Raw genomic sequence first — 11945 nt, 5'->3', positions numbered from 1 at the left:
CCTGTGAAGGAGGGAGACCCCATGGCCTTGCATGCCATCGAAACCGCCAGCCGGGACGAGATCACGGCGCTGCAGATGGAGCGCCTGCGCTGGAGCCTGCGGCACGCCTATGACAATGTGGCCCCCTTCCGGGCCAGATGCCAGGCGGCCGGCGTCCATCCCGGCGACCTGCGCTGCCTGTCGGACCTGTCGCTGTTTCCCATGACGACGAAGGCCGACCTGCGCGATCATTACCCGTTCGGCCTGTTCGCCGTGCCCATGGACCAGGTGGCACGGCTGCACGCCTCCAGCGGAACGACGGGCCGGCCCACCGTGGTTGGCTATACGGCCCGCGACCTGGAAAACTGGGCCGGGCTGGTCGCCCGCTCCATCCATGCCGCGGGCGGACGTCGGGGCGACAAGGTGCATGTCGCCTATGGCTACGGCCTGTTCACGGGCGGGCTGGGTGCCCATTACGGGGCGGAGAAGCTGGGCTGCACCGTCATTCCCATGTCGGGCGGCCAGACCGAAAAGCAGGTGCAGATGATCCGGGACTTCAAGCCCGACATCATCATGGTCACCCCGTCCTACATGCTGGCCATCGCGGACGAGTTCGACCGCCAGGGGCTGGATGCGCGCGAAAGCTCGCTGCGCATCGGCATCCATGGGGCCGAGCCCTGGACCGACAGCATCCGGCGGGAGATCGAGTCCCGCATGGGGCTGGACGCCGTTGACATCTATGGCCTGTCGGAGGTGATGGGGCCGGGCGTGGCCAACGAATGCGTGGAGACCAAGGACGGCCCCCACGTCTGGGAGGACCATTTCTATCCCGAAATCATCGACCCCGTGACGGGCGAAAGCCTGCCCGACGGGGAGGTCGGTGAACTGGTCTTCACGACGCTGACCAAGGAGGCGCTGCCCGTCATCCGCTATCGCACGCGCGACCTGACGCGGCTGCTGCCCGGCACGGCGCGGTCCATGCGCCGTATCGACCGCATCCTGGGGCGCAGCGACGACATGCTGATCATCCGCGGCGTCAACCTGTTCCCGTCTCAGGTGGAGGAACTGCTGCTGGCCGAGCCGGCGCTCGCCCCCCACTACCTGCTGGAGGTCGACCGGCCCCGGCATATGGATGAGTTGACGGTGCGGGTCGAACTGCGCACCGGCGGCGGTGACGGCGATCAGGCCGCCCGGTCGCTGGGCCACCGCATCAAGGAAATGATCGGTGTCACGGCGCGGATCGATGTCGGTCCGCCCGGCTGCATCGAGCGGTCGGGCGGCAAGGCGCGCCGCGTCATCGACCGCCGCCCCGTCGCCCTGTCACAAAGCGGAGGATGATGTGATGTCCAACCAGGCCGCCCGTTCCTTCATCGCCGCCCGCGACCGGCTGCTGGACCTGCGACAGGACCAGCCCACGGCCCGCGCGGCATTCCAATGGCCGGAGGCAGCCCCCTTCAACTGGGCGCTGGACTATTTCGACGATGTGGCGGCCCGCGTGCCGGATCGGCCCGCTCTGGTCATCGCGCAGGAGGATGGCACGGTGCATCGCGCCAGCTATGCCGACCTGTCGCGACGGTCGGCACAGGTGGCCAACTGGCTGCACAGCCAGGGGCTGCGGCGGGGCGACCGACTGCTGCTGATGCTGCCCAACATCGTGCCGCTGTGGGAGATCACGCTGGCCGCCATGAAGATGGGCGCCGTGATCATCCCGGCCACGACGCTGCTGGACGGGGCTGACCTGGCGGACCGGCTGGAACGCGGGCAGGTGCGCGGCATCATCGCCACCGCCGGCCTGACGGCCCGGTTCGATGCACAGCCCGGCGACTTCATCCGCATCGCGGTGGGCAGCCCCTGCCCCGCCGGCTGGGCCGGTTATGCCGATGCCGCCCAGGCGCCGGACAGCTTCACGCCGGATGCGCCGACGCAGGCCGACGACACGCTGCTGCTCTATTTCACGTCGGGCACGACAGCGAAACCGAAGCTGGTGCGCCACACCCACCGTTCCTATCCCGTGGGACATCTTTCCACCATGTACTGGCTGGGCCTGCGTCCCGGCGATGTGCATTGGAACATCTCCAGCCCCGGCTGGGCCAAGCACGCCTGGTCGAACATCTTCGCCCCCTGGAACGCGGAGGCGACCGTCTTCGTCTATGCGTTCGAGCGGTTCCAGGCCGGCCCCGTGCTGGACGCGCTGGTGGCCCACCGGGTGACCAGCCTGTGCGCCCCGCCCACCGTCTGGCGCCTGCTGATGCAGGAGGATCTGCGGCAATGGCCCGTCGCCCTGCGCGAACTGTGCGGCGCCGGCGAGCCGCTGAACCCGGAAGTGATCGCCCGCGTGCAGGCCGCCTGGGGCCTGACCATCCGCGACGGCTTCGGCCAGACGGAAACGACGGCCCAGGTCGGCAACGCGCCGGGCCAGCCCGTGCGCCCCGGTTCCATGGGCCGGCCCCTTCCGGGCTATGACCTGGTACTGCTGGACCCGGACGGGAATGAGGCGGATGAGGGTGAGATGGCGCTGCGCCTGTCACCCCGTCCGGCCGGGCTGATGGCGGGCTATGAGGACGCACCCGCGCCGGAGGCCACCGGCGCCTATTACCGCACGGGCGACGTGGCCAGCCGCGACGCCGACGGCTATCTGACCTATGTCGGCCGGGCAGATGATGTGTTCAAGGCAAGCGACTACCGCATCAGCCCGTTCGAACTGGAAAGCGCCCTGATCGAGCATCCGGCCGTGGCGGAGGCCGCAATCGTGCCGAGCCCCGACCCGCTGCGCCTGGCCGTCCCCAAGGCCTTCATCATCCTGGCACCGGGGCACGAGGCCGGACCGGAGGTGGCACAAGCCATCTTCCGTCATATCCGCGCGGCGCTGCCACCCTACAAGCGCGTGCGGCGGCTGGAGATTGCCGACCTGCCCAAGACCATTTCCGGCAAGATCCGCCGTGTCGAATTGCGCCGCCAGGAACAGGCGCGCGACCTGTCGCAGCGCCACCCGCTGGAATATTGGGAGGAGGATTTCCCCGATCTGGCGAGCAAGGGGCGCTAGTTCTTCAGGCGCCGGTACCGCAGGCGTGGTGCGGCGGCCTGGGCCGCCGGCACCGGTTCCCCGTCCAGGCGGCGGGCGGCGACCAGACCACAGGCCAGGACGGGCGCCAGGCCCGACCGCTTCGCCAGCCCCTGCACCGTCTCGTCATCGACACCGGCGAAGGCCAGCATATCCTCATACGTGATCATGGCGTCTCCCCATGGGCGATCGTTCCGCCCTTGGCCGGGCGGTTGCGCCGATCATTACGCTCATGAATTGGTACATTCAATCAAAAAATATTGACGACCCGGCAACGGCCCCGTAATCCGATGACCGGGGGCCGGCATGGGGCGGCCTTCCGATCTCCGCACGCGCATCTGAAGGAGCGGTTGCCGCCATGTCCCAGGTCATCCATCGCCGGTCCATCGATTTCCTGCTGCACGAGGTCCTGGGCTACGGCGATCTGGCCGGCACGCCGCGGTTTTCCGCGTTCGACCGCGCCGCCGTGACGGAGATCCTGGATACCGCACAGGCCATCGCGGAGAACGAGTTCCTGCCCCTGGCGGCCGAGATGGACGCGCAGGAGCCGCGTTTCATCGAGGGGCGGGCCCATGCGCATCCGGGTGCGAAACGCGCGCTGGATGCCTGTGCGCAGGCCGGGCTGTTCGCCGCCGGCTTCGACCCCGACCTGGGCGGCCTTGGCATGCCCGTGACGGTCACGACCCTGATCAACGGCACCCTGGCCGCCGCCAATATCGCGCTGGCCAACTACCAGTTCCTGACCGTGGCCAATGCCAACATGCTGGCGGCCTTCGGTACCGACGAGCAGAAGGCCCTGTTCCTGCCTCCCATGCTGGAAGGCCGCTGGTTCGGCACCATGTGCCTGTCAGAACCACAGGCGGGATCCTCGCTGTCGGACATCCGGACCCGCGCTGAACCCGTGGAAGGCCGGCTGCACCGTATCACGGGGTCCAAGATGTGGATTTCGGGCGGGGAACATGAACTGGCCGAGAACATCATCCATATGGTGCTGGCCAAGCGCCCCGACGGCCCGCCGGGGGTGAAGGGCATCTCGCTGTTCATCGTGCCCAAATACCGCGTCGGCCAGGACGGCACGCCGGGTGCGCGCAACAATATTGCGCTGGCCGGCCTGAACCACAAGATGGGGCAGCGGGGCACCACCAACTGCCTGCTGAATTTCGGGGAGGATGGCGACTGCCTGGGCTATCTGGTGGGGGAGCCGCACCAGGGCCTTGCCTACATGTTCCACATGATGAACGAGGCGCGGATCATCGTCGGCGCCAATTCCACCATGACGGGGATGGCCGGCTATCTCTATTCCCTGGACTATGCCCGGACGCGGCAGCAGGGGCGCCGGCCGCAGAACAAGGATGCCACATCCCCCCAGGTGCCCATCATCCAGCACGCCGACGTGCGGCGCATGCTGCTGGCCCAGAAGGCCGCGGTGGAAGGGGCGCTGGCGCTGACCTGCTATTGCACGCTTCTGGTGGACCGCATGGCCGCCACCCCGGACGCGGCGGAACGCGGGGATATGCATCTGCTGCTGGAACTGCTGACGCCCATGGCCAAGTCATGGCCGTCCGAGCATTGCCTGGAAGCGAACAAGCATGCCATCCAGATCCTGGGTGGGTATGGCTATACCCGTGATTACCCGGTGGAGCGGCATTACCGCGACAACCGGCTGAATGCCATCCATGAAGGCGCCTATGGCATCCATGGACTGGACCTGCTGGGCCGGAAGGTCCGCCAGCAGGATGGCCGGGCGCTGGACCTGCTGGTGCTGGAGATCGGGCGCACGCTGGATGCGGCCGAAACCCAGGGCGGCTTCGGGACGGAGGTGGCCGACCTGCATGCGGCGCTGACGGCGATGGGCCGGGCCACGCGCGCCGCCCTGGCCGCACCCGACCTGGACCGGGGGCTAGCCAATGCCACGGCCTATCTGGACGCCTGCGGCCATACGGTCATCGCCTGGCTGTGGCTGCGCCAGGCCGTGACGGCCAGCCGCGCCCTGGCGGCCGGCCTGGGTCGGGGGGAAGCGGCGTTCTACAGCGGCAAGATCGCCGCCTGCCGCTATTTCTTCCGCTATGAGCTGCCGCGTGCGCTGCATCAGTTCGCGCTGGTCGAACGGCTGGACGATACCTGCCTTTCCATCACCCCGGCGGAGTTCCTGGGAAACTGACCCGCCGCGACACGTCTTGCCCGCAACCCGCGCGGGGGCGTAGCTTCGGGGCCGCCACCGAAGCCCCATGGATGCCATGAACGAACAGCCCGCCCCCGCATCGCCCCCGCGCCGACGGGGAGAGAAGCAGGAACGGTCCCTGGCCCGACGGGCACGTCTGGCCGATGCCATCGTGCAGGTTCTGGCCAGCCACGGCGTCGCCGGCCTGACCCATCGGCTGGTGGCGCAGGCCGCCGGCGTGTCCCTGGCCGCCACGACCTATTATTTCGACAGCAAGTTCGACATGGTGGCGGTCGCGTCCAACCTGACGCTGGCGGGCTATGCGGAGACCTTCCGCCGTGTTGCCCGCTCCAGGCAGCTATCCATGGGCGATTACGTCACCCGGCTGGTGGGCAACGCGGCGGAACGCGACCGGGCGCGGGCCACCTGCTGGGCGGAGGTGATGCTGGATGCGCCGCGCCATCAGGAGAGTCTGGAACTGTCGCGGCGCTGGTTTGCCGAACTGGGCGACATCTGGCTGGACATTGCGCGGGCCTGCGATGCCCCGCCCCCGGCGGCACGGTCGGCCATCGACACCAGCATCGGCCTGCTGCTGGTCATGCTGGCCCTGGGCCTGACAGAGGCGCAGATCGGTGCGGTGCTGCTGGAGGGCAAGGATGCGCTGGACGCCTGGGCCCCGACGCTCCCAGCCGCGGGCGGTCAACCCGTGGCCGCCCCCGCCAAGCCGACCCGCAAATCGGCCGGAACCCGCGAACGGATCATTGCTGCCGCCATCCAGATCCTGATCGCCGAGGGTCCCGCCGCCGTCACCTATCGCACCATCGCACAGCAGGCGGGGCTGACGCTGGCCGGCCCCGCCTATCATTTCCCTACGGTTGAAGGATTGCTGGGCGCCGCGCAGGAACGCCTGTTCGAGGAGTCCAAGCAGCGGTACCGTACCGTGGTCGCCAGCATGGATGACGGGCCGTTCGACCTGGAACGGCTGATCGACCGGACCGCCGCCGTCTTCCTGCGCGAGGCGACCGAGCATGCGGGCCGCAATCTCGCCTCCTACGCCGTCTGGCTGCAGGCCGCCCGCCGGCCCGAATTGCGGCCCATGGTCTGGAGCGCCATCGCCGACCAGATACGCGCCTGGCACCGCGTCTTCGTCCGGCTGGGCGGCAGCCCCACGCCGCTGGAGGCGCTGCTGCCGCAATGCATGTTCATCGGCAAGATGATCCGCCTGCTGGCCACCGGCTCCGCCCTGGCGGACCTGGAAAACGCCCGGCGTGACTTCGCCTTCGATCTGTCCTCACTGGCGGGCCAGCGTTTCTGGCTGCGCCCTAAAACTGGTACGCATAACTAAAAATCTTTGACCTGCGCGATCTTCCCGCTATCAATTGGCACGATCGTTCAAAAATCGGGCCGGGAGCGGGATTGTGGATATTGCGGGACTTTTTACGCTGAAGGGACGCACCGCGCTGGTCACAGGCGGATCGCGCGGCATCGGCCGGATGATCGCCGCCGGATTCCTGGCAGCGGGCGCCCGCGTCTATGTCACCGGACGCAAGGCGCGCGCCTGCGAAGCAGCCGCCGCCGAGCTGGGGCCAGGCTGCCTGCCCCTGCCGGCCGATATCGCCACCGTTGAAGGATGCGAATATCTGGCGCGGACCCTGGCCGGATCGGAAAGCGGGCTGGACATCCTGGTCAACAATGCCGGTGCGGCCTGGGGCGCGGAATTCGATGATTTTCCGGAACATGGCTGGGACAAGGTGATGGACATCAACGTGAAGTCCCCCTTCTTCCTGACCCAGCAATTGCTGCCCCTGTTGCTGTCGGCCGCCCGCCGCGATGGCGGACCGGCCAAGGTCATCAACATCGCCTCGGTCGACGGGCAGCGCGTCAGCCCGTGGGAAACCTATTCCTATCAGGCGTCCAAGGCCGCGCTGATCCACCTGACGCGCCGCATGGCGGCCCGACTGGCACCGGAAGGCATCCATGTCACGGCACTGGCCCCCGGCGCCTTCGGCACTGACATGAACCAGGCGGCCCGTGACCACGCGGACAAGGTGTCGGCGGCCATCCCCGCGGGCCGCATCGGCCGGCCGGAAGACATCGCCGCGGCCGCCGTCTATCTGGCGTCGCGGGCCGGGGACTACGTCGTGGGTTCCACCCTGACAGTCGATGGCGGGCTGGTGCATGCCAGCTTCGGGCCGGGCATCGACGGGGAGGGGTGACGCCGCCCCGTCAGGCGGGCCGGCGCAGCAGGAATTCGCGACCGACCTTGACACGGGCCACGCCGCCATAATCCACGATATCGGCCGTGGCATAGGTTTCCGCCCATTTGTCGGGCAGATAGCTGCCCGTCCCCACCACATCGATCGGGGCCCTGGCATCGGCCATGACGCGGCATTTCTCGGGCGAGAAGCCGCTGCTGGCGACGATGCGCACCTTGTCGAAACCCGCCGCGTCCAGGCTCTCGCGCAGATGATGGATGGCCGCGGCGGAAACACCGGCCCCGATCAGGTGCCGCAGTTCCGTCTCGTCGCGATAGCCGCGGATGCTGGCCGGCGCGTGCCGTTCCAGCACGGCATAGCTTTTCGGCGGGTCCAGCCCTTCCAGGAAACGCCCGCCCGGCGTGTCGATCCGCAGGGAAAGCGTGCCCGCGGCCGCCAAGCCGGGGAAGCGGCGGCAGACGGCCAGCGCGTCCGTCACCTCCTGCCCGAAATAATCGACCAGCACGGTCATGGGCTGGCCGGGAAAGGTCTCGTGATACATCTCCGCCGCGCGCACGGTGGAGCCGGCATAGCCGATCAGGGCATGCGGCATGGTGCCAAGCCCCTTGTCCTGGCCGAAATAATGGGCCGTGGCATCGGTGGCATTGCCCACGAACCCCACAGCCCCGTCGCGCCGCCGGGCCCGGGCCGAACCGACAGAGGCGGCATAGGCCATGATCTCCGCCATCTCCGTGCCGGCGCAATGGCGGGCATCCATGGCCAGAAAGGCGACCTTGGGCAGGCCAGCGCACATCATGTAGGCATTGTAGGCGGCGACGCAGGCGGGGCCCAGTTTCATCAGGAACAGGGTCTCCAGTTCCGCCATCCGGCTGAAGGGGCCGGTGATCCACATCATGGGTTCACCCGCGCCGACCCATTTGGTCTCCTCGTAATTCAACTGGATATCAGGGGTGAAGCCCCGTTCCGCCGCCACGGCGCGCAGCCAGTCCAGCGCCAGCCTGGGCGCGAAGACCACGGGCCGGCGCATGAACACGGCATAGGTGACGGGCAGGTCGCCGAACTTCTCGACGATGGCGCTGGTGCGCTGGAAATAGACGTCGGTCCAGTCCCGGACGGCATCGGCGGAAGGCGGGGTATGGGTCATTTCTCATGCGATCCTGCAATGGCCGCCGATCATAAGCCGATCCGGCCCCGCATTGGCAAGAGACGCGACCCGTGGCATGGGCTCAGCGGGGACCGTCCGGCGCCCCGCCCTTCGGCTTGTCGCGGCCCCGTTCCGGCGGGGGCGGCAGATTGCCATCCGCCTGGGCCGCCGCCATGCGCTCCACAATGGTGCGGTGGAACTTCTCCTGCCCGTGGGTCGTCTCTGCCCGCAGCAGGGCCAGCGCCTCATCGGCGCGGACGGGGTCGAAGGGGCGCTGGCGCAACGCTTCGGCCACCCCGCGCCGCGCCTGGCGCAACGCCTCCACCTGCGCGCGCAGTTCAGGATTGTGCTGGCGCAGCGACTGATGGATGGGATCGCGCAGGTCGTCGGGCACCAGCCCCAGCAGCCGGTCGCCGCCCGGCGTACCCCCCGGCGGACCGCCGCCGCCACGCAACCAATGGCCGGCCATCACCCCGGCAACGGCCAGATTGGCCGAAACCGACAGGACCAGCAGGATGGACAGGATCAGGGTGGATCGTTTCATTCCGCATTCTCCAGATCGGCCGCATCGATCTCCGTCGTCAGGCTCAGCAGCGCGACCAGATCGTCGGATGCGCCCTGCTGGGCACCGTCGTCGCCGGGCAGCGGCACCATCTGCCCATAGCCCAGCACGAAACCCATCAGCCCGGCTGCCGTCGCCGTGGCCATGCCGGCCGTCCAGCGTTTCCAGGCCAAACGCATTTCCGTCAGAAGCGAGGCGCGGCCCAGCGTGCGCGGATGATCAAGGGGAATATCCAGCACGCTACGTCGCAAATCCGCGGACGCCCTGGCCATCGGCAGGTCGGCCAGCGCATCGGCCACGGCCTGTTCGGCCGCCAGCAGGGCGCGCAGGTCCGCATCCACGGCCAGCGCGCGATCGGCCCGCAGCCGCAGACCGGCCGGCCAGCGCACAGGGTCGGCACCGTGGCGGTCCAGAAGGTCAAGGAATTCGCTTCGCGTCATGGCCGCCTTCCCTGGGGCAATCCCCCGTATCGCGTTACGTCTACCATTATCATCATTGCCATCATTCCACCGCCTTTCCGGCGGTGGACCAGCCCGCCAGCCTTTCCCGCAAGGAACGGCGGGCCCGGACCAGCAGGCTTTCCAGGGCCTTGACGCTGACATCCAGCGCCTTGGCTGCCTCCGCATTCGACAGACCGGCATCATAGGTCAGCGTCACGGCTGCGCGCAGCCGGTCAGGCAGATCGGCAACCGCGGCGGACACTGCCGCCCGCGTCCGCTGGTCGGCAAGGGCGGCTTCCTGGTCCATGGAGGGGTCGGCCGGGTCGCCGGCCGCATCCAATGGTGCCATCGGCATCCGTCGCGTGCGGTCCAGGCAAAGGTTCGTCGTGATACGATAGAACCAGGTCGAGAAGCGCGCCGCCGCCGGTTCGAACCGGTCGGCATGGCGCCAGAGCCGCAGGAAGGCCTCCTGCGCCACATCCTCCGCATCCGCCTGGGAAGGCAGGATGCGGCGGGCGATGGTGACGGTGCGGTCCAGATGGCGTTCGACCAGCAGGCCATAGGCCCGCCTGTCACCCGCCGCCACACGCGCCACCAACGCCTCATCCGTTTCGGCTTCCGCCATGCCGTCCTGCCTGTCGTCGTCCACCCATGCGCGGACCCTGCCAGAGGGCCCCGCATCCGTCCCCACTCTATGTCGCGACAGGCCGGCCGTCATGGTCATTGCCGCCGCCGGTTACTTGCCGTCGGCCTTGCCGCGTTCACGGCGCGGATGGTCACCGTCACGCGCGGGCTTGAAGGCGGCAAACTCCTCCGCCGTGACGATGCCATCCTTGTTGGCATCCATCTTCTCGAACAGGGCCTTCTGCCGCTCCTGCTGGTGGCGGGCACGCTGCGCCTCCAGGGCGGTCGAGAACTCGGCCAGCGTCATTTGGCCCTTGCCGGCGCTGTCCAGCTTGCGGAACTGGTCGGCCCGGATGGCGGCGCGTTCCTGCTCGTCCAGCTTGCCGTCCTTGTTGGTGTCGTACTTGGCCAGCAGTTCCTGGCGCTTCATGCCGTGCGGGCCGCCTTCCGGGCCCGGACGGGCCATCGCGGGCACGCTTGCCGCCATCAGGGCGGCCAGCGACAGGGTGGCAAGGGTGCGGGTGGTGAAAGTCATGGTCGATACTCCGTTGGGGCGTGGCACCGCCGGCCGAAACCGGGGCGGGGAGCGGGCGATATATCGGGTGATGTTTTCGCCGCGTTCAATCCTGATACGGGCCAGCCGGAAAAACCCTGCACCGCCTTTCGCACGGGGGCTGAACGACCACCGAAATGGATGTATTCCCGCGGGAAGAATGATAATAACCATGTGTTAACCGCCGCTTTTTCAATAGGCAGCCGGTTGGCGACAGGCAAACACATGTCGGAAGCCGCAAAAGGCGATGGCACCGTTGGGGGAAAGCAAGTTGAGGGGTGTCGTCTACGGGCGCAGCCTGGATTTCAGGCCGCTGCCGCCCGGTCCCGACGTGCTGTCATCACCGCTGAAACTGTCCGATGTGGATTATGTGCAGCTTCCGCAGAAGGGCTGGCGTGATCATCTGCGACTGTTCCTCCAGGCCAGCGGGCTGACCTCCATCCCCATCAGCGTCCGTTTGCGCTGGCAGGCGCATGAGGTGATCGACTGGCTGCAATCATCCCTGCTGGCACGCGGCCGCGGCAAGCGCGGGTCGATCACCCACCCCGTGCAGCTCATGTCCGCGATCGAGTTCCTGATGTCCCTGCCGGCGGACCTGGAGATCGAGCGGCGGCTTCTGCATACGCTGATCGGCCGGGGGCTGATCGAATATCGCAAGCGGATCAGCACCGGCCGCGAACGGCCCATGCTGTTCGCCAAGGAGGCGACGAGCCATTTCATGGCCGGGTTCAAGGAACAGCAGCTCCTGTCCAAGTCCGGCAGCCCCGCCGAGCAGTTCCAGACCATCCAGCGCATCTATACCAGCTACTATTTCTTCCGGGCCTATTACATCTTCGCCATCATCTCGCGTGAGCCGCCGGAAAGTGGCGGCAAGCTTTTCTCCAAATTCATGCGTGCCTGCTTCTTCATGTCCACCATACAGGATGACGGCACCATCGCGCCCAAGCCGGCCTACCGGCAATTGCCGCCCAAGGAACAGGTCGTGTTCCTGGCCAAGCGCGATGTCGCCCTGCAGGCCCGCCTGCGGGAGGATGACGCCCTGCGCACGGAATTACAGAACCTGTTGCGCTTCTTCCGGTCCGTGCGCGGTTGATACCGGTGTCCATGCCCGGCGGGCGCCCCTGGCGCAATATCATATCCCGGTGAGAGCAACTCACCGGGATCCGGTACGGCGGCGACCGCCGGCGCACCGCACCTGCGGCGTA

Annotated in this window: 12 protein-coding genes; 6 read left to right on the top strand and 6 right to left on the bottom strand. The window is 67.9% G+C overall.

What is annotated here, in order from left to right:
• Positions 1–21 precede the first annotated feature (21 nt).
• Both paaK and ACM9LZ_RS21915 read left to right on the top strand, forming a co-directional pair.
• Entirely contained in the window at positions 22–1317 is a 1296-nt protein-coding gene (gene paaK / locus ACM9LZ_RS21920; RefSeq protein ID WP_416621659.1) for a phenylacetate--CoA ligase PaaK, read from the top strand.
• Positions 1318–1321: 4 nt separating this feature from the next.
• Positions 1322–3022: an AMP-binding protein gene (locus tag ACM9LZ_RS21915; protein WP_416621658.1), complete on the top strand. Its 1701-nt coding sequence runs from the start codon at positions 1322–1324 to the stop codon at positions 3020–3022.
• On the opposite strand, the gene ACM9LZ_RS21910 is transcribed toward ACM9LZ_RS21915, so the two are convergent.
• Positions 3019–3210 carry a hypothetical protein gene (locus ACM9LZ_RS21910; RefSeq protein ID WP_416621657.1) on the bottom strand — a complete coding sequence of 64 codons (192 nt, stop codon included), beginning with the start codon at positions 3208–3210 and terminating at the stop codon, positions 3019–3021. The genes ACM9LZ_RS21915 and ACM9LZ_RS21910 overlap by 4 nt on opposite strands.
• Positions 3211–3398: 188 nt before the next feature.
• Between ACM9LZ_RS21910 and ACM9LZ_RS21905 the strand changes: the two genes are divergently transcribed.
• From ACM9LZ_RS21905 to ACM9LZ_RS21895, 3 genes are all read left to right on the top strand, one after another.
• Positions 3399–5201, top strand: a complete 1803-nt coding sequence (locus tag ACM9LZ_RS21905) for an acyl-CoA dehydrogenase (protein WP_416621656.1) — start codon at positions 3399–3401, stop codon at positions 5199–5201.
• Positions 5202–5277: 76 nt separating this feature from the next.
• On the top strand, positions 5278–6546 hold the full coding sequence (locus ACM9LZ_RS21900) for a TetR/AcrR family transcriptional regulator (protein WP_416621655.1): 1269 nt from the start codon (positions 5278–5280) through the stop codon (positions 6544–6546).
• Between the two features lie 73 nt (positions 6547–6619).
• Positions 6620–7417 carry an SDR family oxidoreductase gene (locus tag ACM9LZ_RS21895; RefSeq protein ID WP_416621654.1) on the top strand — a complete coding sequence of 266 codons (798 nt, stop codon included), beginning with the start codon at positions 6620–6622 and terminating at the stop codon, positions 7415–7417.
• Between the two features lie 10 nt (positions 7418–7427).
• Here the strand turns inward: ACM9LZ_RS21895 and ACM9LZ_RS21890 are convergent, their stop codons facing one another.
• The 5 genes from ACM9LZ_RS21890 to ACM9LZ_RS21870 form a co-directional block, all read right to left on the bottom strand.
• A complete protein-coding gene (locus ACM9LZ_RS21890; RefSeq protein ID WP_416621653.1) occupies positions 7428–8561 on the bottom strand; it encodes a beta/alpha barrel domain-containing protein in 1134 nt (377 codons plus the stop codon).
• Between the two features lie 82 nt (positions 8562–8643).
• Positions 8644–9105 (bottom strand): periplasmic heavy metal sensor, encoded by a 462-nt coding sequence (locus tag ACM9LZ_RS21885; RefSeq protein ID WP_416621652.1) that lies wholly within the window; start codon positions 9103–9105, stop codon positions 8644–8646.
• Positions 9102–9563, bottom strand: coding sequence for a hypothetical protein (locus ACM9LZ_RS21880; RefSeq protein WP_416621651.1), 462 nt, complete (start codon positions 9561–9563; stop codon positions 9102–9104). Before ACM9LZ_RS21880 ends, ACM9LZ_RS21885 begins: the two co-directional genes overlap by 4 nt.
• 61 nt (positions 9564–9624) lie before the next feature.
• Positions 9625–10212, bottom strand: coding sequence for an RNA polymerase sigma factor (locus ACM9LZ_RS21875; RefSeq protein WP_416621650.1), 588 nt, complete (start codon positions 10210–10212; stop codon positions 9625–9627).
• 87 nt (positions 10213–10299) lie between these two features.
• On the bottom strand, positions 10300–10722 hold the full coding sequence (locus tag ACM9LZ_RS21870) for an EF-hand domain-containing protein (protein ID WP_416621649.1): 423 nt from the start codon (positions 10720–10722) through the stop codon (positions 10300–10302).
• A 289-nt stretch (positions 10723–11011) separates the two neighbouring features.
• On the opposite strand from ACM9LZ_RS21870, the gene ACM9LZ_RS21865 reads away from it, so the two are divergent.
• Complete coding sequence (locus ACM9LZ_RS21865) at positions 11012–11833, top strand: hypothetical protein (protein ID WP_416621648.1); 822 nt, start codon at positions 11012–11014, stop codon at positions 11831–11833.
• The last annotated feature ends 112 nt before the right edge of the window (positions 11834–11945 follow it).

It is taken from the genome of Niveispirillum fermenti (assembly GCF_048066175.1).
In the GTDB taxonomy this organism is placed as follows: domain Bacteria; phylum Pseudomonadota; class Alphaproteobacteria; order Azospirillales; family Azospirillaceae; genus Niveispirillum; species Niveispirillum fermenti.
The sequence above is the reverse complement of the archived record's forward strand: the minus strand, read 5'-3'. Positions and strand labels throughout refer to the sequence as shown.

What these genes read in the sequence shown, in the direction of transcription:
- paaK (WP_416621659.1), top strand. Translation starts at nt 22, where the DNA reads ATGGCCTTGCATGCCATCGAAACCGCCAGCCGGGACGAGATCACGGCG.
- ACM9LZ_RS21915 (WP_416621658.1), top strand. Translation starts at nt 1,322, where the DNA reads ATGTCCAACCAGGCCGCCCGTTCCTTCATCGCCGCCCGCGACCGGCTG.
- ACM9LZ_RS21910 (WP_416621657.1), bottom strand. Translation starts at nt 3,210, where the DNA reads ATGATCACGTATGAGGATATGCTGGCCTTCGCCGGTGTCGATGACGAG.
- ACM9LZ_RS21905 (WP_416621656.1), top strand. Translation starts at nt 3,399, where the DNA reads ATGTCCCAGGTCATCCATCGCCGGTCCATCGATTTCCTGCTGCACGAG.
- ACM9LZ_RS21900 (WP_416621655.1), top strand. Translation starts at nt 5,278, where the DNA reads ATGAACGAACAGCCCGCCCCCGCATCGCCCCCGCGCCGACGGGGAGAG.
- ACM9LZ_RS21890 (WP_416621653.1), bottom strand. Translation starts at nt 8,561, where the DNA reads ATGACCCATACCCCGCCTTCCGCCGATGCCGTCCGGGACTGGACCGAC.
- ACM9LZ_RS21885 (WP_416621652.1), bottom strand. Translation starts at nt 9,105, where the DNA reads ATGAAACGATCCACCCTGATCCTGTCCATCCTGCTGGTCCTGTCGGTT.
- ACM9LZ_RS21880 (WP_416621651.1), bottom strand. Translation starts at nt 9,563, where the DNA reads ATGACGCGAAGCGAATTCCTTGACCTTCTGGACCGCCACGGTGCCGAC.
- ACM9LZ_RS21870 (WP_416621649.1), bottom strand. Translation starts at nt 10,722, where the DNA reads ATGACTTTCACCACCCGCACCCTTGCCACCCTGTCGCTGGCCGCCCTG.